Consider the following 20,459-nt stretch of genomic DNA (forward strand, 5'->3'; position numbering starts at 1 on the left):
AATGGTCCGATTTTCCTGAGATAACGCTAACCTGAGGTATGAATGTGGGCAATCGGGCGAGATTCCTCACTTGCGATGCTCGCTTCGGAACAACTGCCCCGGTTCTTCCCGGTGTCCTGGGTCTCGGGCGCCCTCACTCGCTCGGCGAGGCCTCGCAGCGTGACGGCAGTCCCCCACCACAGGGGGTGCTAACCACCTCACAACGAGAACCTGCACGCCCGGAATCTCATCGAAAAAGAGTATCTCTTCAGTCCCCGCCGTGTCCCGTCCAGAAGACCGCATACACCGGGTAGTGGTCCGAAACGTCTTCCGTCATCGCCTGGTTCAGTCCATAGGCCGTGTCGAACCGGAAAATCCCTGCCTCGCCCGCATAGCCGGTGCCGGCACCGTCGGTGATGATGATCCGATCGTAAGTGACGTCAGTGCTCTTCGTGGTGGTGTCGAGGTCGTGATTGTTCACCAGTCGAATGCTCGTGGAGTTGCTGTGGACAGGCGACTACCAGCCTCTTGAGCACAGTCTCCTGCGATGCCCGGACCGTGCGTTCGAGCCCGTAGAAGACGACGAGGCCGAGCAGGGCGATGATAGAGATATGGTTCTCGATGGAAACGAGCAGCCCGGCGTGGAGCGACCGGAGGACGACCTCCTGGCCGGCGCCGATTTCGGGGAGCAGGCGGACGAAGACATATGCCACGGAAACGCCGCCGGCGAATGAAAGCCAGCGGCTCCGGGGGATGATGTCCAGGAACCGCAGATTGCCGGCGACCAGAACGGCTGCGGCGATCAGGGTCAGGACGACGACCGATACCATCGGGGCTGATGAGGTGCTTGGGGTATATAGGCCTCTCTCCGGCACGGTGCGTGGCGAATACCTGCGTTTTCGCAGGCAGGGTGCTGGGTCAGATAAGTCTGGCCCGCCGCTCCGGCCGGGTAGTCCGGTAGATCCACTCGATTGCGATCGCAAGACCGAGCATCCCGGCAAGCACCCCCACCTGGCCGGGTTTGTTCCGGACAACGTACCAGAGGATAGCAATAAACGCCCCGATGCACCCGGCGAATCCCAGCATCGGGATAAACCGGTTGCTCGCCGTCTTCGCTGCCAGCCGGACGTTCGCCAGGTTTACGGCAGCGAAGATCAGGAGAAAACCGGTGCTGCCCATGGCGGAGATGCTTGAGAGGTCGAGGAGGTTGGCAATCAGCAGGGTTGCTCCGGTGGTGATGAGCAACCCTTCGAGCGGCCGGTTCCAGATCTTCTTCTCGAGGAACGCCGGCAGTTCACCGTCCTTTGCGATGATGTAACTGATCCGGGAGGCGCCGTAGAGGGTCGCATTGATCGCCGACGTCGTCGAGAGCATGGCGGCGAGGGCGATGAGGGCGAACCCCGCCTGACCCATGAACGGTTTTGCCGCTTCGGCGAGGGCGTAGTCGCGGGCGGCGACGATCTGGTCGACCGGAAGCGTCCCCACCGTCACGATCGCAATCGCGATGTATAGGACGATGACGAAGGTGACCGCCACAGCGTACGCCCTCGGAAGATTTTTGCGGGAATCTCTGATGTCTTCTGCAGTGTTTGCGATCAGCTCGAACCCTTCGTAGGCCACGAAGATGATCATCCCGCCCGCGACCAGTTCGGCGAGCGGTGACCAGGCTGCAGGCTCCAGGTACGCGGTATCGATCCCCCGGATGCCGAGAGCAATGAAGAGGAGCAGGATGGCGAGTTTCAGCCCGACGATCAGGTCCTCCGCCCGGCCGATGATCTTTGCACCGAAGGCATTGAGGGCGGCGATGGCAAGCACGCTCGCCGAGATCAGAATGTGCTGCCAGACCGGCCGAGCGGCCTCTGGAAAGAAGGTGGAACCGTAACTCCCGAAGGCGTAGGCGTAGAGCGAGAGCATGACGACGTAACTGATCCAGAGTAGCATGTTGAGGCTCCCGGTAAAAAGGCCGGTGCCGAACGCTTTATTGAGGAACGTGATGGTCCCGCCCTGGCTCGGATAGGCCACCGAGAGGCGTGCATAGGAGTAGGCGGTGATCAGGGCGACTGCCCCGGCAATGGCGAAGGCAACCGGGGTGCCGCCTTCCGCGAGGGCAACTGCGAGGCCGAGAACCGCGAAGATCCCGCCGCCGACCATGCCGCCGATCCCGATCGCGACAGCCTCGAGGAGGCCGATACTCTGTCTTTCATCGGTCTTCATTCCCGATCCCCCGGTGTTTCTTGCCCGTCTGTATGTGCCGAAGGTTTTAAACCCTCCTTACCGTTCAGTGGCACGGTTCAATTCCCTTTCCACGCAGCATCGAGCATTCCACGGATGGTATGCAGGTACCCGCAGGTTCCTGGCGCGGTATGACGGTTCGGCATGCTCCGGCCGCTATCCGGTTGGATGGCCTTCGGGAGGTTGCAAGCACGTGATTGGCTTTAATCCACGGTTTCCATGTCTCCGGGCCGGCGAAGCAGAAGGCGTATCTCCCGGACAATCCTCTCTCCTTCCGGGGTATCCTCGAGGACGAAGAGGGCGGAGCCCGCTAACAGGACGCCGATGCCGAGCAGGACGATCGGCAGTGCGAGGGTGAGGAGCATCGCCACGCAGGATGCGGCGCCCAGCAGCGGGAACAGTACCCCGAGCGGAACGGCAAAATAGCTCTTCTCCGGGGGAAGAAGCGCCTCCTGCCTCACCAGAATGAGAGCACTTATGTTCACGAGCGCCATGGTGACGAGGATCGTGACATTGGTGAGCTCGACGATGAACGAGAGGTTCCCGATCAGAATGAGGAGGAGCGCAAGCCCGGCCCCGAGCAGGATGGAGTTGATCGGCTGATCCTTCCTGAGCCGGGCAAACCGTCCCGGGATCTGTTTTTCGCTCGCCATCTCCAGGATGATCCGCGAAGCACCGATGATATTGGCATTCGCCGACGAGAGCGTCGAGAAGAGTGCCCCCAGTGCGACGATGGTTCCCCCGACGGACCCGAAGAGGACGACCGCTGCGTCGAAGACGCTCTCGCTCCCGTACGTAGGGAGCCGTGCTGCGAGCAGCGCAACGATGACCCCCGTATAGATTGCTGCCACGATGCCGATGGAGGCGAGGGTGGCAAGCGGCACGCTCTTCGAGGAGCCCTTCACCTCCCCGCCCATCATGGCCACGACCTGAAAGCCGATGTAGGCGAAGAAGACCATCGTCACCCCCTGCAGCATGCCGCCCACGCCCCCCGGGAGAAGCGGCGTGAAATCGGTGATCCGGATATGGACGAGCCCGACCAGTATCAGGCCGACGAGGATTGCCACCTTCGCGGCGACGAGGGCCACTTCGGCCTTCCCGGCTTCCGAGACCCCCCTGAGATTGAGCGCCGTGAGCAGCACCAGGGCGGCGACGGCCCCGTACCGCGGGTCGAGGTTCGCCCCGGTCAGGAGGTTTGCGTAGATCCCGAACCCGAGGAGCACAAAGGCAGTGGCGATGGTGACGCTGATGTACATCGCCCACCCCGCAAGGAATCCGGGATAGGCTCCGAGGATGCGCCGGGCGTAGAGGTATCCGCCTCCGTCTTCGGGATAGATGCTGGCGAGCGCCGCATAGGAGAGGCCCGAGAAGACGACGAGGAGGCCGCAGAGGAGGTAGGAGAAGACCGCCGCGGGGCCGGCGATATTCACGACGAGGCCGCTCAGGACGAAGACCCCGGCACCCACCATATTCCCGACTGCGAACGCGATGGCGGCGTACAGGCTCAGGCCCCCGGTCCGCCGTGCACCGTTCTGCATAGTATCCCGGATTCGGCTGAATATACAAAAAGATTCCGAACAGCGGGCCGGGCTGTGCCCATGCCTGCCCGGCGAGAGATTTCCGATGGCGGAAGCCGGGCTCTGTCCGTTCAGGTTCGGCGGCCGCGCTGACCCCCGCCGCCGTGTCCTGCAGCATCTGCGGCGGCAGCGTGGTGCGGACTGACCGTGCCGACGTATCCTGCGTGGGCAAGCGAGACGGCGGCGTTTATTATCCCGATGTGGGAGAGCGACTGCGGAAAGTTGCCCCTGTGGATTCCTGTCCGTGGTTCGAGCTCTTCGGCGTACAGGCCGAGCGGACTTGCGCGTGCAAGAAGGTTTTGAAACAGCCGGTTTGCCTCCTTCACGCGGCCGGCGTGAATCAGCGCGTTGATAAGCCAGGTCGTGCAGACAACGAACGATGCCTCTTCCCCGCCTACGCCTTCGGGAGCGTCGATATAGCGATAGCAGAGACCGTCGACGACGAGGTGCTCGAGCGTGGCATCTATCGTCGAGAGCATCCGTGGATCGTCTCCTGCGATGAAATTGATGGAAGAGAGACGAAGGTTCGCGGCATCGAGGAGTTCGTCTTCGTACGACTGCTTGAATGCGCCCAGGTCGTCGCTCCACCCTTTCTCGAATACTTCCTCACGGATCAGGTCGCGTTCACGCCGCCAGCGGTCAACATCACCCGGGAGCTGCATGCTTTCCGCGATCTCGATCCCGCAGGTGAGGGCGAACCATGTCATGGCTTTGCTGTAGACGAAGTGGCGCACACCGCCCCGGACCTCCCAGATCCCGCTTCCCCGGTCACGCCAGTGGTCGGCCACCCAGTCGAGCATCTGCCGTACCGTCTCCCAGATCGGCGTCGGATCGTACTTCCCGATCCGCCAGGCAAACTGAATGGCACCCATAACTTCTCCGTAGACGTCGAGCTGTTTCTGGGTCGCCGCCCCGTTCCCGATTCTCACCGGCCGGGAGTCCCGATATCCCCGGAAGTTCTCGAGTATCGCTTCGGCGGTTCCGCTCTCCGGGACGACGGGGTACAGGATCGAAATACCCGTTCCTTTCAATCTGACCGTACGCACGAGCCAGTCGAAGAACGGTCGTTCGTCATCGAGGTAGCCGGCAAGGAGCAGTGCGTACAGCGTGAACGATGCGTCGCGGATCCATGTGAACCGGTAGTCCCAGTTCCGCCCGCCCCCGAAGGTTTCGGGGAGCGACGTCGTCGGCGCCGCAACGATAGCACCGGACGGTGCATAGGTCATCAGCTGGAGGGTGAGGGCGCTGCGGATAACGATATCGCGATACGGCCCTTCGTACGTGCAGGCACCGCTCCATCTCCGCCAGTAATCGGTCGTCACCTTCAGGGCGTCTTCCGGAGCAAGCTGTGGCAGGGCAGCATCTTCCTCCGTTGCGAGCGTGAACGCGGCCGCATCCCCGGCGTGAAGCGTGATCCGGCAGGTCAGTGCCCTGCCCGGGGTATCCACCTGCCACGCCGTCGGCCCGGCGATCGTGAATGTCCCGAACGTCACCCGGTCTCCGCGACGCGCAAACTCCGGGTGTCTGCGGGCGTAGTCCGGGCGGGGCAGACAGGTGGAGACAATCTCTGCCTTCCCGTCGGTGCATTCCGCGATGCGTACGATTCTGCCCGGAGCCGGAAGCCGGCGGAACCGGGCGACACGTGCGATGTCCATGAAGTCCCGCAGGACGACGGTCCCATCGGTGCACCGGAACGTCGTCTCGAGGATGGTTGTTCCCTCACGATACCGGTGCGAACTGTCGACGGTTCTTCCGGCTGTATGCTCCAGTAGCCACCGCGATCCGGGTCGAGAATGCGGGCAAAGAGCGACGGCGAATCGAACCGGTGGAAGCAGAGCCAGTCGACGGACCCGCGGCTGCTGATGAGTGCTGCGGTGTGGCCGTTCCCGATGATACCATAGTCTTCGATGGGCAGGTACTCATCACGGCGGCGGGACTGCATGGGAGTCTGTGACCGGTCCGCCATATCAATCGGCCTGCCCCGATGCACCCTTCAGGTCGCGGGGGTGCCTGCCGGCTCTGAAGTGCTCTTCGATCTCTTCGAGTGTGAGTCCTTTTGTCTCCGGCACCAGCCGGAAGACGAAAACCCAGGCAACGATGCCCACCAGTGCATAGAGCCAGAAGACGCCTGCCCGTCCCAGTACCCCTGCCAGTGTCAGGAACGTCAGGGTGATGAAAAAGTTCGCAGCCCAGTTGGCGATGGTTGCGACGCTCATGGCACGCCCTCGGACATTGAGGGGGTAAATCTCGGCGATCAGCAGCCAGAAGACCGGTCCGAGGCCGATGGCGAATGAGGCGACGTATGCCATCAGGCTGATCGCGGTGATCAGTCCCAGGAGATTGCCGCCCTGAACCGTGCCGCCGAGAGCAAACCCGGCCCCGAGCACGGCGAGGCTCACGACCATGCCGGCGATCCCCGCAAGCAGAAGCGGGCGGCGCCCTGCCCGATCTACGAGAATGACGGCAGCGGCGGTTGTCAGGACGTTTACGGCACCGACGCCTGCAGTCGCTGCGATCGAGGCGCCGGCAGAGTGCAGTCCGGCAAACTGGAAGATCGTCGGGGCGTAATAGATGACGGTATTGATGCCGGTCAGCTGCTGCAGGACGGCCAGGCCGAGACCGACGATCAGGGGCATTCTCATCGCCGATGCCAGCAGGTCGGACCAGCTGCCGGCCTTCTGTATCCCGACCGACCGCTCGATGTCGTCGAGTTCGCCCGACACGTCCGATGTCCCGCGGATCTTCCGGAGAACGTCGGCCGCCTGGTCGGAACGGTGCCGGGACACGAGCCACCGGGGACTGCCCGGGAGCAGGAACATCCCGATGAGGAGAATGGTTGCCGGCACTGCACCGAATGCGAACATGGCGCGCCAGTCGCCGGTTGCGGAGAAGAGGTAATCGACGCCGTAGGACACGAGAATCCCGAGCGTGATGAAGAGCTGGTTGAGCGAGACCATGCCGCCGCGGAGCGCTGATGGTGCAATCTCCGATATATAGAGGGGAACGACGAACGACGCGACGCCGATGGCCATACCGATCAGCACGCGGCCGACGAGGAAGACGGGCAGGGCCGTGGCAGCGACGACGATCCCCGTGCCTGCGAGGAACACGGCCGATGCGGCGATGATCGAGCGCCGCCGCCCGATCCTGTCGGCAAGGAGGCCGCCGGCGATCGCACCCAGAATCGCGCCGACGAGCACGGAGCTGGTCGCCACCTCTTCCAGGGTCGGCGAGAGGCCGAACTCGCCGGTGATGAAGAGGATTGCTCCGGAGATGACGCCCGTATCGTACCCGAAGAGGATCCCCCCGATGGCCGCTATTGCAACGGCAATATAGACGAATCGCGTGAGACCGGACCTCCTCGGCTCTTTGCTTCGTGCCTTCATTTTCCATCTCTCCATGCCGTGTGGCTTCTGTCGGGCGGCGGGACGCTTCACCCGTATCAGCATAAAGGTAGTGGTGCAGGTGTGCCCTGCGTTCTCCAACGGCCAATCCGGGTCGCGGGGCAGGTGCGGCGGAGCACGGTATTCCAGGTGCGATAGGTATTAATGAGCGGAGGAAGATCGAAGGGGCGGAAGGGTGCAGCGGGCACCCGGTCTGGAGGAGCAATGCAATGGTACTGCTGATTTTGCTGCGGCATGGCGAGAGCCTCTGGAACCGTGACGGCAGGTTCACGGGCTGGACCGATGTGGATCTCTCCGAGAACGGTATCGCGGAAGCCCGCCATGCTGCACGGCTCCTGCGGGACGGCGGGTATACGTTCGACGTCGCCTACACGTCCGTGCTCAAACGCGCGATCCGGACGCTCTGGATCGTCATGGACGATATGGATCGTATGTACGTCCCGGTGCATAGGTCATGGCGGCTGAACGAGAAGAGCTACGGCGCCCTGCAGGGTCTCAACAAACAGGAGACCGCTGAAGAGTACGGTGCGGAGCAGGTGCACCTCTGGCGGCGCGGCTACGATGTCCGGCCGCCGCCGCTTCTGTGGGACGACCCGCGGCACCCCCGGTTCGATCCCCGCTACGCGGGTCAGGACCCGGACGCCCTTCCGGCGACCGAATCGCTGCACGACACGCTCGACCGGACGCTCCCCTACTGGCACGAGCAGATTGCGGAACGCCTGCAGGACGGGAAGACTGTTCTTATCTCGGCGCACGGCAACAGCCTCCGGGCGCTGGTCAAGTACCTCGACGCCGTCCCGGACGAGGTGATAGCGGACCTCAACATCCCCACGGGCTACCCGCTGATCTATGAACTGGACGAGGGCCTGCATGCCGTCCGGCACTACTACCTGGGAAATCCGGACGAGATTGCCCGGGCTACAGCGGCGGTGGCAGAGCAGGCCACGGTCCCACGGGGATGATAGGTATGGGAACGATCTTCAAAGCATACGATATCCGGGGAGCCTATCCGGACGAGCTCGATGAAGGCATGGCCCGCCGGATAGGTGCCGGGTTTGCCCGGCTCCTGCAGGCAGAGACGGTCGTCGTCGGGCGCGACATGCGGCTCTCCTCGCCGTCGCTTGCCGAAGCCTTCATCGAGGGGGCGCTCGCTGCAGGAGCGTCGGTGGTCGATATCGGGATGGTGAGCACGCCGCTCCTCTACCATGCCATCATCGACGGGGGGTTCGACGGGGGCGCCATGGTGACGGCGTCCCACCTGCCCGGCCGGATGAACGGGTTCAAACTCTGCCGCGCAAAAGCGATCCCGCTCAGCGGGGATGCGGGACTGCCCGCACTGGAACGCCTGGTCGCAGAATCGCCGCCGGTCCCGCCGCGGCCGATAACCGGGCCGTACCGCAGGGACTCCGTGATGGAACGCTATATCGGGACGCTCGTTTCGTTCGTCCGGCCGGCCCGACCGCTCAAGGTCGTCGTCGATGCCGGCAGCGGCATGGCCGGGCCGGAGGTCCCCCGCCTTGCGGCAGAGATCCCGGCATGGACGTTTATCTTCAGGGACATGGAGCCCGACGGCAGGTTCCCCGACCATATCGCAAACCCCCTGATCCCCGCGACGACCCGGGAGCTGCAGGCGGCGGTGGTGCGGGAGCAGGCCGATATCGGCGTCGCGTTCGACGGGGATGCCGACCGGTGCGGGTTCATCGACGAGGCGGGAAACCGCGTCCCGGAAGACCTGGTGACGGCGCTCATCGCCCGGGTTTTTCTGCAGCGCCATCCGGGGGCGACGATCCTCTACGACCTCCGGTCAAGCCGCATCGTCCCGGAGACGATCCGGCAGTTCGGCGGGAGAGCGGTGCGGTGCCGGGTGGGGCACGCGTTTATCAAGGCGCAGATGCGCGAGGAGGAGGCTCTGTTCGCCGGAGAGCTCTCCGGGCACTACTATTACCGGGATACCGGCTACACCGACAACGCCGTGATGACGATGATCCAGCTGCTCAACCTCCTCTCCGGGCAGCAGGAGCCGCTCTCCCGCCTCGTCGCACCGCTGAAGAAGTACGCGTCGACGGGCGAGATTAACATCCGGGTGACGGACAAGGACGCCGTCCTTGCCGGCCTTGAGGAGCGCTACGGCGACGCGGGGATCGATCACCTCGACGGCCTGACGGTCGAGTATCCGTCGTGGTGGTTTAATATCCGCCCTTCCCAGACCGAACCCGTCCTCCGGCTCAACCTGGAGGCATGGGACGAGGAGGCCATGGAGATGCGGAAACGGGAACTTCTGGCAGCCATTTCGAAGACCGACCCGGCTATGCGCATCATGGAGTAAGAACGCCGCCGGGACGATCGAGACCTCTCTCGTCTTCCGGTATCCCCTCGTTTCGGTCGAAGACGGTCTTGCGGATGACGTGGCGAAAGGCGGGAAAACCCGCACCCCGTTTACCTGGCCCATTTGATCTCGCCGTGATCGATGAGCCTGTAGACCCGAACTTTCACCCAGTCCATGATCACGAGTTCTTCGACGATGGAGTACAGCCAGACGAGCCCGGCCAGGTACCAGCCGATCGGCGTGACCCCGATACCGACGGCGACGATGACGGTCGCAATGGCTTTGGTGATGATCGCCGACCAGAGCAGAGCCGATCCCGGCCTGATCGACCAGAACGGCCCCCTGGTGCGGGAGACGAAGATCGTGAGGTGCCCCGCCACCGCCAGCTTCAGGAAGATGAGCGACTGGACGACCGCAAGGCTCAATCCCAACGTTATATAGGCCAGATAGAAGAGAATAACCGTGGCAATGACCCCCACAAATCCGATGAGTGTCGCAAGGGTGATGATCTCCCGCATCTTCCACTGTTCCGGAGACTGTGAGTAGAGGACGTTATCGTAGGCGATGGTCATAATCGGGAGGTCGTTTAAGAGCGAGAGGAGCACGATCAGCAGTGCGGTGATCGGGAAGACGTTGAAGATGATGATGATGGACGTGACGAAGAAGAGCACGCGGATGGTCTCGGCGATACGGTAGATCACGTAATGAACCATGCGCTGGAAGATTCTCCGGCTCTCCTTGATCGCCTCGATGATCACCGAAAGTCCCGGCTTCGTGATCACGATCGATGCCGCCGACTTCGCCGCATCCGTGGCACCCGCAACGGCAATGCCGACATCGGCCCTCTTCAGAGCGGGTGCATCGTTCACGCCGTCGCCGGTCATGCCGACGATATGCCCCCGGGACTGGAGGAGGGATACGATACGGTACTTGTGTTCGGGAAACACCTCGGCAAACCCGTCCGCCTTTTCCACGATCTCCGCCGCTTCGGCGTCATGCTCATTCAGGAAGGCATCGGCGGTGGTGATATTCGTCTTTAAGTTCACCTCTTTTGCGATTTCTTTGGCTATCGCCACGTGATCCCCGGTGACCATCTTTACGTCCAGCCCCATCTCCTCCGCCGTCTTGATGGTCGCTGCCGAGTCCTCACGGGGCGGATCGTAGAGCCCGAGCACGCCGACGTACGTCCAGGTATCCCCATCGCCGCTCCGTGCGACGCCGAGCATGCGGAACCCTTTTTTCGCAAACGTATTCGAGAGCTCATCGATCTTCCTGCCGATCTCCTCGTTTCCACCCGCAAGGTTCTGGATTACCTGGGGAGCGCCCTTTGCCGCCTTGAACTGACGCCCTTCACTGTCTTTTACCGTGGCCTCTGTGCGTTTGACCACGGGATCGAAGGGCGCGAACCTGGCAACGGTGTAGGTACCGAGTTTCTCTGTGAGGGCCTGCCCCTCTTTTGAGTCGATGATCGCGATATCGATGGGATCCCGATCTTCCCCTCTGGATGCGAGCAGGGCATCAAGCAGTACATCTTCCTTCCCGGCATCGCCGAACGGCACGATCTCGGAGAGGGTGAGCTTGTTCTCCGTTATCGTTCCTGTTTTATCGGAACAGAGGATGTCGACCCCGGCCATCTCCTCGATGGCAACCAGTTTGCTGACGATCGCATTGTACTTGGTGAGCGCCACCGCTCCTACGGCCATGGTGATCGACAGGACGGCCGGCATTGCCGCGGGAATCGCTGCTACGATCAGGACGAGGGCGAACTGGAGTGTAGACAGAATGCTTTCCTGCCGGACGATTGCGATAAAAAACGTGATTGCGACCAGGCTGAGTGCGAGGACGATCAGGTAATCCCCGATCTTCAGGACGGCTTTCTGGAAATGGCTGACGGTTGCCGCCTCTTCGGCAAGTTCGGCGGTTTTCCCGAAGAAAGTCTTCAGTCCCGTCGTCACCACGACACCGGTCATTTCGCCCTGTTTTGCTATGGAGCCGGAGTATGCAACATCCGCTACGTGTTTATCGACCGGCAGCGACTCCCCGGTCAGTGCGGATTCGTCTGCCGAGAGGTAGTCTCCTTCGACGAGCTTGATATCGGCGGGAATAATGTCCCCCATCCGCACACGGACGATATCGCCGGGGACGAGCTCCCGTGCAGCGACCTCCTGCCATTCCTCGTCCCGCAATACCCGTGCTTTTACTGCAAGCTGTTTTTTAAGCATTGCAATGGCGTTTCCCGCCTGGCGGCCCTGCCAGAAACCGACGATCGCGTTGATCAGGAGCAGCGCCAGGATGAACGCGAAGTCTTCCCACTTCTGGGTAACTGCGGAGATGACCACCGCAGCCTCGATCATATAGGGGATAGGGCCTCTAAAATACTGTAAAAACTCAAGAATCGGATTTTTTTTCTGTTCCGGGATCTCGTTATATCCGTACTGCAAAATCCGGTTCTGCGCCTCCGATGCGGAAAGACCTTTCCCGCCGGTAGACAGGGCCTGATATATATCATCCACGGACGCTTTTTTGGCATCGTCCGTGCTGATCGCATCCTTCCCCATGGACCTCCCCCGCGCCCCTCTTACCGCCGGGGGTATATAATTTGCTGGTGCCGCCGGAAGAGCCTGAGATGCTCCCTCTCTGCCGGGCTTATCCGGCATCGAATCGGGTGAGCGATCGAAGCATAGAGACGCCCCGATGCATCCGGGGAGGGCGCCATACCGGACGGACCGATCAGGAACGGCGAGAGGAGCGTCCGGTCACTCCGGAAAAATGTGTATGGGGGAGGCCGGACGCTCCCGGCAGCTTACAGATACGCTTCCGAGGCGTATCTGCGCATCATCACATGGCTGTTGAAATAATACGCAATCAAACCGATGGCGTTTTTCATACGGTGCGTCCACTCGTCCTCCATGCTATAGTAGAGGGGCAGAATGACGTACTCGAGTTTGTTGTAGAGATCCCGGAGTTCCTGCGCTCTCCGCCGCTCTTCGGTGACCGGTTCATCGGGTCCCGGGCCAATCGCCCAGCCGGTGACGCCTTCGACGCACCCCTCGACCCACCAGCCGTCCAGAACGCTGAAGTTCATGACACCGTTAAACGCTGCTTTCATCCCGCTCGTCCCGGATGCCTCCATGGGGGGAAGCGGGGTATTCAGCCAGACATCCACGCCGGACGTGAGTTTGCCTGCCAGGTCCATTGAGTAGTTCTCCAGATAAACCACCTCGATCTCCCCCTTCAGCCGATCGCGGAATGCATAGATATCCTTGATGAGCTGCTTACCGCCCTCGTCATGCGGGTGCGCCTTTCCGGAAAAGAGCAACTGGATCGGCCATTTCCGGTTGATCTCTTTCAGCCGGTCGAGATCGGAGAAGATCAGGGTTGCCCGTTTGTACCCGGTGGCCCTGCGTGCAAACCCGATCGTCAGGACCTCGGGATCCAGGGTCACTCCGGTCGATTCGTGAACGTCGTCGATGAGTGCCGCTTTTGCCTTTACGTGGGCATCCCAGATCTCCTCGTTCGGGATCTTCCCGACCCGCACGAGCAGTTCGGGTTCGTTCGCCCACCCATGCATGTATCGGTCGAACAGTCTCTGGAACTCTGGACTGGTCCAGGTGAACGGGTGGACGCCGTTGGTAATCTCGCGAATGTGGTATCCGTGAAAGAGCTTCTGGGAGTACTCCTGGTGGGCTTTGGCAACGCCGTTGTGGTATTTGCTCATATTCAGCGCGAGCAGGGTCAGGTTCAGCCGATCCTCGCCTCCGTACTTCTTCAGGGTATCGATGGGGAAGTCGAGCGCCTTTTCGACATCGTCATACGAAAAGGTATCCATTGCAGCAGCAACGGGCGTATGCGTCGTAAACACACACATGTCGCCTGCCGTATCGGCATCATAGCCGTTCATCCTCATGAGCTCGAGAGTGAGAAGGCTGGAGTGCCCCTCGTTCATGTGGTATCGTTCCACCCTGAAGTTCAGGGCTTTCAGCATCTTGACACCGCCGATACCCAGCACGATCTCCTGCCTGAGCCGATAGGCACTGTCACTGCCATAGAGGTAACTGGTAATCTGCCGATCGTCCGGCGCATTCTCCTCCATATCCGTATCGAGGAGGATGACGGGAACCAGGCCACCTACCGGGCTTTCATGGTCATGGAACCAGGCACGGATATGGACATCCCGTCCCTCGATGCGTACGGTGACCGTCCGGGGCAGGAGCCGCATGTACTGAGCGGGGTTCCATTCGTCCGGAAGTTCCTGCTGCACCCCGTCCCCGGTTATCTTCTGCCTCAGATATCCTTTTCTGCTGACCAGCGTGACCGCGACGAGCGGAATGCGGAGATCCGCACTGGATCTGACCGCATCTCCGGCGAGAACTCCCAGCCCTCCGCTGTATGTCGGAATGTCGCTTGAGAGTCCGATCTCCATCGAAAAGTATGCGACGCGTGAACCTTCCAGAAAACGGCGCCTGTGAATCTCGCTGTCGAAGTAGTAGGTCTTCCCCCAGGCATCTGCCCTGTACTCCGCGGTTTCGGTGTCGACCGGGCTTCCGGATATGGGATCTTTTACAATCACGGCGTATTTCGCCTCCCCTCGGGTGGAACCACTCCGGCATACGTCGCCGGACCATCCATGCTGCAGAAACCCTTGTCAAGGGAGTCCGCATCACACCGGCCATGGCCGGATGGGGCTGTATACCCGATCGAGAGGCTGTCTCATAGACCGTGCTATATACAGGTATCGCTCTTTGGGATTATGCGGATCACGGACACTACCTGCCGGCCGGACAGGTTCCGCCATCAAACGGGGAGCGACAGACGCCGTTATTGTATAGACGGGGGCAATACTGCACCGATCACCCGGACAGCCGGGCCACTGCCGCATCTCGGACGGCCGCCTGCCTCCAGAGTGCTCCGGCCCCGGCAGATGGTGCACTCCTTATCAAGGCCGGATCGTACTCTTGATAGAACGGCGGCAGAACGCGTGGCAAGATGGATACTGCATCTCCCTTCGGGGTGCAATGCCTGATCAAAGCCGGATCTGCTGATGTTCCCCGTCGGGTTACCTTCATATTACTCCAGGTGTAAAGGGTCGCGGCGGCAGGAGCAGATGATGCATGGACCCAATGAAATACCTCCGTGAAGATGTCGTATCAGTATCGCCCGACACGTCCGGCGTTGATGTGGCAAAGATCATGGAGCAGAAGAACGTCGGGAGTGTCGTCGTCGTCGACGGGGACGGCAGGCCGACCGGGATCATCACCGACCGCGATATGATCGTGCGGGTCGTCGCCAGGGATAAACGTCCCGAGGAGATGAAAGCCCGGGACATCATGACCCGAAATCCCACCGCCTTCACGGAAGGCATGCAGGTCACGGATGCCATGGAGCGGATGATGAAAGAGGGGATCCGCAGAATGCCGATCGTAGATCGGAATGGCAGGTTAACCGGGATTGTAATCCCGGACGACATCATTCGCCTGCTGGGCGACGAGATATCGTACATTACCCGGAATATCGAGAAGCAGAGCCTGCCGGGCTCCCCCTTTTACCCGTATCCCATCGTATAACCGTGCTTCCACGTTCAATAACCTGCTTTCCGGACGATCATGGGATGGCAGTGACGGACGATGCCTTTTGAGGAGGTATTCCGTCGGTTGGGGTCGGAGCGGCAAATCTTCTCAAGATTCGTGTGGTTGAAACAGATGCCTGATGAAACAGATCGGATTGAGCAGTCTCTCCCTGGTGCGGGGGGCACAAAAACTGAGATGCGGCGGGATCCGACGACGAAGGAATGGGTCATTATCGCCCGAGACCGGGCAAAAAGACCCCACGAGTTTGTACAGAAGCACGATCGGCCGTCTCTACCTGACTATTCGCCCACCTGTCCGTTCTGTCCCGGCAATGAGAGCATGACGCCGCCGGAGTTCCTCTCGTATCAGGATCAGGGCACCGGACGCTGGCAGGTGCGGGTCTTTGCCAACAAATACCCTGCCCTCTCCCCCGTCGGCAGTACGGCACACCATACGGAAGACGGTTTTTTTTGGGTTATGGACGGTGTAGGGGCGCACGAAGTCATCGTCGAGACACCCCTGCATAACGAACGCCTCGCCCGGATGGATCTGCGGGACATAGAGCGTGTTCTGCGGGCTTACCGGGAGCGGTACAACGCGCTCCGCACCGTAGCGTTTGTCAGGGCAATTGTCATCTTCAAGAACCACGGCCCGTCGGCAGGCACGTCGCTTGCACATTCTCATTCGCAGCTGATAGCAACGCCGGTGATACCACGGACGATGAGGCTCCGCCACGCTGTAGCCGCAGAATACTACGATAAGACCGGCCGTTGCCTGTATCCTGACCTGAGAGAGCACGAATGCCGGGCAGGCCGGCGCATCATACTCGAGACGGAGCGGTTCGTGGTATTTCATCCATTTGCATCAAAGCGACCGTTTGAAACCTGGATCATGCCGAAAACCCAAGACGCGTCATTCGGCACCGTTCCTGATGAAGATCTGATGCCGCTTGCGGGGGTACTTCAAAAAACGCTTCAATGGCTGGATCATGGACTCAATAACCCGGATTACAACTACATCGTCTACTCTGCCCCTGTGGGGGAGGAGGATACGACGTATTTCCTCTGGCACCTGCAGATCATTCCCAGGCTCTCTGCAATGGCAGGATTCGAGCTCGGATCCGGTCTATACATCAATCCTGCCATGCCTGAGGATACCGCACAGTTCATACGTGATCTATCGGAAAAATAGCGGTCGGAATCTATTAAAGATGTGTTGCAGATATGCCGGTGGCGTGGCCATCCGGATGCCCCGTGTATGCAGGCGCGGGGGTTTTTGGTTGAGCACACTGTCCGTGAGTGGAGGCGAAGTCACGTATGGATGCAATACCCGGCATAGGGATAAAAGACTATGAAAAGTACATCGGGGCCGAAACTGTCAGACGCATTCGGGATAAAGCACGGCAGCTTCGGGACCTCCACATCGTTAACGTCAATTCGACCTATTACGGGGGAGGCGTCTCCCAGTTTCTTTCATCGACGACACTTCTGATGAATAGCCTGGGTATCAAGACCGGGTGGCGGGTGGTTCACGGCTCTCCGGACTTCTTCAGCGTCACCAAGAAGTTCCACAATGCTCTCCAGGGGGCGGATATCAACCTCACCGACAGGAAGATCCAGCTCTACGAGCAGGTCGTTTACGAGAACGCACTGCGCAATCACCTCGACCATGATATCGTCTTCGTTCATGATCCGCAGCCCCTTCCCCTGATCAGTCATTACCGGAAGGACGACCCCTGGATATGGCGATGCCATGTCGACCTGACCCGGCCGGACAAGAAGGTCTGGGACTACCTCCTCCGGTTTATCCGCCGGTACGATGCCGTTATTCTGAGCAGCAGGGATTACAGGCAGGACCTGGACATCCCGCAGGTTTTCTTCATGCCGAGCATCGATCCTTTCACCATTACCAATAAAGAGCTGACCGAGGAGGAGATCGACGAGCGCCTGGAGCACTACAATATCCCCACCGATCTTCCGCTCGTCGTGCAGATATCCCGCTTCGACCGCTGGAAAGACCCGGAAGGCGTTATCGAGGCGTTCAAGATCGCCAGGAAGAAGGTAGCGTGTACGCTCGTGCTGCTGGGCAATGTGGCGACGGACGATCCGGAAGGCCCGGCTGTGTATCGTTCGCTCATGAAGAACCGGGAAGAGCGCATCATCATTATCAGCCGTCAGGATAGCGCGCTCGTCAATGCCCTGCAGCGTCGGGCAGCGGTTGTCCTGCAGAAATCGATCCGCGAGGGGTTCGGTCTCACCGTGGCCGAGGCGATGTGGAAGGGCACGCCGGTCATCGGCGGGGATGTGGGGGGCATCCGCTACCAGATTCGTGACGGTGTGAATGGATTCCTGGTATCGTCCGTGGAGGAGGCGGCCGACCGGATCGTGCAGGTGATCAACGATCCCGACCTCAGAGACCGGCTGGGGCGGGAAGCGCATGAATCGGTGCGCCGGAACTTCCTGCTTACACGCTCAATAGAACAGGACCTCGACCTTATCGGTGCAATTAAGCCTGAGTTCCGGCTTTCCGATGCGGTGAAAATGTATGAGTGATGGCGGCGTTCATGCCCGCACCATCATTCCGAGAGGAGCGAGAATATTCTCATGACGTCGGCATCGAGCGGTTTTTTCTTCTGCCAGGTATCGTCGAACGGCGTATACGCAATCTCTCCCTTCACTTCCCCCGCCATACAGCCGCTTCGACCATCCTGGAGCGCAGTAACGGCTGCTACGCCCAGTACACTTCCGAGCACGCGGTCGCGCACGGTGGGAGGTCCGCCCCGCTGGAGATGCCCGAGCACAACGACACGGGACTCGTAGTTCAGGAATTTCCGAACCTCGTCGGCGATCCGGAAACTCTTCCCCGGTTTTTTCCCCTCCGCCACCACTACAATCGCACTTTTCTTGCCGATTTTAAAACCCTCTTTGAGCCGGTCGCTCAGCTCGGCACTGGAGAGCGGCTCTTCGGGGATGACCAGTTCTTCGGCACCCCCGGCGATGCCGCTCTCCAGTGCCAGGAACCCGGTATGGTGCCCCATCACCTCCACGAAGAAGAGACGATCGTGCGACCGTGCCGTGTCGCGGATCCGGTCGATGGCGCTCAGAGCGCAGTTCGCGGCGGTATCAAAACCGATGCATGAGTCGGTTCCGTATACGTCGTTATCGATGCTTCCCGGCACCCCCACAAGTGTCGTTCCCCACTCGGCAGCCAGCAGGCTTGCCCCGTGGAACGTCCCTTCGCCGCCGATGAGTATCAAACCGTCCAGGCCTGCCTGCCTGATAACCTCCGCAGCTCGCGCCCGCCCCTCCCGGGTCATGAATTCCGGGCTTCTGGACGTCTCGAGGATGGTGCCGCCGAGATGAATGGTATTACGGATGGCCGTCCGGTCAAGCGGCACGGTATCTCCCTCGAGAAGGCCGGCGTACCCCCGGCGTATTCCGACGATCTCCAATCCGTTTGCCAGTGCGGTGCGTACCGCAGCACGGATACAGGCGTTCATGCCCGGTGCGTCACCGCCGCTTGTTAAAATACCGATTCGTCTCATGCTTCATCCGCTCCTCCGGAAAACAGGTTTCTCCTCTCTCATATCTTCACGCTTCTGCATCCCGGAGCACCTCCACTCCGGGCAGTGTTTTTCCCGCAGGAATACGTCGATGCAGCGCGTGAGTACCATATAATGATGTTGCTCACCTCTCCCCCATGGAGCGCGAGTTGGCTCAGCCGTCCTCTCGGGGCAGGGAATGTTTCGCATTCCGGCTCTCCTGTCGATGCGACTTCGGCAGGGTCGCATCCATTCCCGGTGTGCGCTAGGTCGTGATGGACGATACGGATCTCATGGAGATCGCCGTGCACCGGTTCTGGGGGCTGAACGAGGAGAGTTACGGCGTCCTGCAGCGTCTCGATAAACATGAAACCGCCGAAATGTACGGCACAGTACAGGTGCACCTCCGGCGGCGCGGCTATGACGCCCCCGTGGGACGCCGCTATCCAGACCCGGAGCCTGCTGACCTCCCGGCGACCGAATCGCTGCATGATACGCTCAACCGGACGTTGCCGTACCGGCACGATCCTATAACGGCACGCTTCCAGGGCGGCAAGACCGCCCTGATCCCGGCGCACGGAAGCAGTCCCCGTGCAGTGATCCAATAGACCTCGACAACAATCCGGGCTGCCGAGGCAGTGGTAAAGCAGGCTTGGTTGGAACGGGGCTTTCTCACACGAAACGAGCGGGTAGAACTGCGTCTGTCAGTAGCATCCGCCACGACCGATTCCGGCATCTGCGGATTGGGGCAAAGGTTATACACTCGGGTGGCATAGGCACCCGTCCGCGAGGGGGGACTGCCATGAAAAAAGTTGCAATAAATGGATTCGGGCGTATCGGGCGGATGATTCTCTCTAATTACCTGATCGACCCACCGGGCAACATCGAGATAGTTGCGGTCAACGATCCGAAACCGCCGGAGGTGCTCGCCTACCTGGTGAAGTACGACTCGGTGCACGGGAAAGCGCCCTTCCCGGTCGAGGCGGGGCAGGACCGCCTCCGGTTCGGGTCGCGGGAGGTGGCCGTGCTCGGCGAGCGGAACCCTGCCGCCCTGCCGTGGAACGATCTCGGCGTCGATCTGGTGCTCGAATGCACCGGGCGGTTCACCGACAGGAACGATGCTGCAAAGCATCTCGAGGCCGGGGCGTCCCGGGTCATCATCAGCGCACCGTCGCACAATCCCGATCTGACGGTCGTGCTGGGTGTCAACGAATCGGCCTACGATCCGGCCGGGCATACCGTCGTCTCGAACGCATCCTGCACGACCAACGCTCTGGCGCCGGCAGCGAAGGTGCTCAACGATGCCTTCGGCGTCGACCACCTGATGGCGACGGCGATTCATGCCTATACCGCCACCCAGGCGCTGGTCGATAAGGCCGCGAAGAAAGTGCGCCGCGGACGTGCTGCGGCGGTCTCGCTGATTCCGACGACGACCGGCGCCGCCGTCGCCACCACGCACGTCCTGCCGGAACTCGCCGGCAGGATGGATGCGATCGCGGTGCGGGCACCCATCCCGGACGGATCGATCATCGATATCGTTGCAGAGCTGCAGCGGAAGGTGACGGCGGATGAGGTGAATGCGGCCATGAAAACGGCTGCCGAGGGGCACATGCAGGGAATCCTTGCGTATACGGAGGAATACCTGGTTTCGGCGGACATCATCAACGACCCTCATTCCGGCGTGGTCGACGGACGATCCACGAGCGTCGTCGACGGGCGGATGGCCCGGGTCATGGTCTGGTACGACAATGAGTTCGGGTATGCCCGGCGCATGGTCGACCTCGCTTCGTACATGGCGTCCCGGGAGGAGGGATGATGCCAAAGCCACACGAT

General features: G+C 61.0%; 16 protein-coding genes and 1 pseudogene. 7 read left to right on the top strand and 10 right to left on the bottom strand.

Features of this window, described 5'->3' with window-relative positions; all coding sequences use genetic code 11:
• Window positions 1-247: 247 nt before the first annotated feature.
• The 7 genes and pseudogenes from ABH15_RS09275 to ABH15_RS09300 form a co-directional block, all read right to left on the bottom strand.
• Window positions 248-460: a hypothetical protein gene (locus ABH15_RS09275; protein ID WP_128694056.1), complete on the bottom strand. Its 213-nt coding sequence runs from the start codon at window positions 458-460 to the stop codon at window positions 248-250.
• Window positions 420-809, bottom strand: a complete 390-nt coding sequence (locus ABH15_RS09280; protein ID WP_128694057.1) for a hypothetical protein — start codon at window positions 807-809, stop codon at window positions 420-422. The genes ABH15_RS09275 and ABH15_RS09280 overlap by 41 nt, the downstream gene beginning before the upstream one ends.
• Window positions 810-897: 88 nt before the next feature.
• Window positions 898-2,193, bottom strand: coding sequence for an APC family permease (locus ABH15_RS09285; protein ID WP_128694058.1), 1,296 nt, complete (start codon window positions 2,191-2,193; stop codon window positions 898-900).
• 221 nt (window positions 2,194-2,414) lie between these two features.
• Window positions 2,415-3,749 carry an APC family permease gene (locus ABH15_RS09290; RefSeq protein WP_128694059.1) on the bottom strand — a complete coding sequence of 445 codons (1,335 nt, stop codon included), beginning with the start codon at window positions 3,747-3,749 and terminating at the stop codon, window positions 2,415-2,417.
• A gap of 110 nt (window positions 3,750-3,859) precedes the next feature.
• Window positions 3,860-5,443 carry a glycoside hydrolase family 15 protein gene (locus ABH15_RS09295; RefSeq protein WP_206633433.1) on the bottom strand — a complete coding sequence of 528 codons (1,584 nt, stop codon included), beginning with the start codon at window positions 5,441-5,443 and terminating at the stop codon, window positions 3,860-3,862.
• A gap of 95 nt (window positions 5,444-5,538) precedes the next feature.
• A pseudogene (locus tag ABH15_RS14135) lies at window positions 5,539-5,754 on the bottom strand (trehalase-like domain-containing protein); the annotation flags it as partial.
• 1 nt (window position 5,755) lies between these two features.
• Complete coding sequence (locus tag ABH15_RS09300; RefSeq protein WP_241648063.1) at window positions 5,756-7,189, bottom strand: sugar porter family MFS transporter; 1,434 nt, start codon at window positions 7,187-7,189, stop codon at window positions 5,756-5,758.
• Window positions 7,190-7,401: 212 nt separating this feature from the next.
• Here ABH15_RS09300 and gpmA point away from each other — a divergent pair, with 212 nt between their 5' ends.
• Window positions 7,402-8,154, top strand: a complete 753-nt coding sequence (gene gpmA / locus ABH15_RS09305) for a 2,3-diphosphoglycerate-dependent phosphoglycerate mutase (RefSeq protein WP_128694060.1) — start codon at window positions 7,402-7,404, stop codon at window positions 8,152-8,154.
• Window positions 8,155-8,159: 5 nt separating this feature from the next.
• Window positions 8,160-9,518, top strand: coding sequence for a phosphomannomutase/phosphoglucomutase (locus tag ABH15_RS09310; RefSeq protein ID WP_128694061.1), 1,359 nt, complete (start codon window positions 8,160-8,162; stop codon window positions 9,516-9,518).
• A 110-nt stretch (window positions 9,519-9,628) separates the two neighbouring features.
• Here the strand turns inward: ABH15_RS09310 and ABH15_RS09315 are convergent, their stop codons facing one another.
• Entirely contained in the window at window positions 9,629-12,076 is a 2,448-nt protein-coding gene (locus ABH15_RS09315; RefSeq protein ID WP_128694062.1) for a plasma-membrane proton-efflux P-type ATPase, read from the bottom strand.
• Between the two features lie 245 nt (window positions 12,077-12,321).
• Complete coding sequence (gene glgP, locus ABH15_RS09320) at window positions 12,322-14,088, bottom strand: alpha-glucan family phosphorylase (RefSeq protein ID WP_206633434.1); 1,767 nt, start codon at window positions 14,086-14,088, stop codon at window positions 12,322-12,324.
• Between the two features lie 541 nt (window positions 14,089-14,629).
• Between glgP and ABH15_RS09325 the strand changes: the two genes are divergently transcribed.
• From ABH15_RS09325 to ABH15_RS09335, 3 genes are all read left to right on the top strand, one after another.
• Window positions 14,630-15,082, top strand: a complete 453-nt coding sequence (locus tag ABH15_RS09325) for a CBS domain-containing protein (RefSeq protein ID WP_128694063.1) — start codon at window positions 14,630-14,632, stop codon at window positions 15,080-15,082.
• Window positions 15,083-15,280: 198 nt separating this feature from the next.
• On the top strand, window positions 15,281-16,276 hold the full coding sequence (gene galT, locus ABH15_RS09330; protein ID WP_164913698.1) for a galactose-1-phosphate uridylyltransferase: 996 nt from the start codon (window positions 15,281-15,283) through the stop codon (window positions 16,274-16,276).
• A 125-nt stretch (window positions 16,277-16,401) separates the two neighbouring features.
• On the top strand, window positions 16,402-17,637 hold the full coding sequence (locus ABH15_RS09335; RefSeq protein ID WP_128694065.1) for a glycosyltransferase: 1,236 nt from the start codon (window positions 16,402-16,404) through the stop codon (window positions 17,635-17,637).
• A 23-nt stretch (window positions 17,638-17,660) separates the two neighbouring features.
• On the opposite strand, the gene pfkA is transcribed toward ABH15_RS09335, so the two are convergent.
• Window positions 17,661-18,629 carry a 6-phosphofructokinase gene (gene pfkA, locus ABH15_RS09340; protein ID WP_128694066.1) on the bottom strand — a complete coding sequence of 323 codons (969 nt, stop codon included), beginning with the start codon at window positions 18,627-18,629 and terminating at the stop codon, window positions 17,661-17,663.
• Window positions 18,630-18,901: 272 nt separating this feature from the next.
• Here pfkA and ABH15_RS09345 point away from each other — a divergent pair, with 272 nt between their 5' ends.
• Together ABH15_RS09345 and gap are read left to right on the top strand one after the other, a co-directional pair.
• Window positions 18,902-19,234 (top strand): hypothetical protein, encoded by a 333-nt coding sequence (locus ABH15_RS09345; protein WP_128694067.1) that lies wholly within the window; start codon window positions 18,902-18,904, stop codon window positions 19,232-19,234.
• Window positions 19,235-19,428: 194 nt separating this feature from the next.
• On the top strand, window positions 19,429-20,442 hold the full coding sequence (gap, locus tag ABH15_RS09350; protein WP_128694068.1) for a type I glyceraldehyde-3-phosphate dehydrogenase: 1,014 nt from the start codon (window positions 19,429-19,431) through the stop codon (window positions 20,440-20,442).
• Window positions 20,443-20,459 lie beyond the last annotated feature (17 nt).

The sequence above is a fragment of the Methanoculleus taiwanensis genome, assembly GCF_004102725.1.
GTDB lineage: Archaea > Halobacteriota > Methanomicrobia > Methanomicrobiales > Methanoculleaceae > Methanoculleus_A > Methanoculleus_A taiwanensis.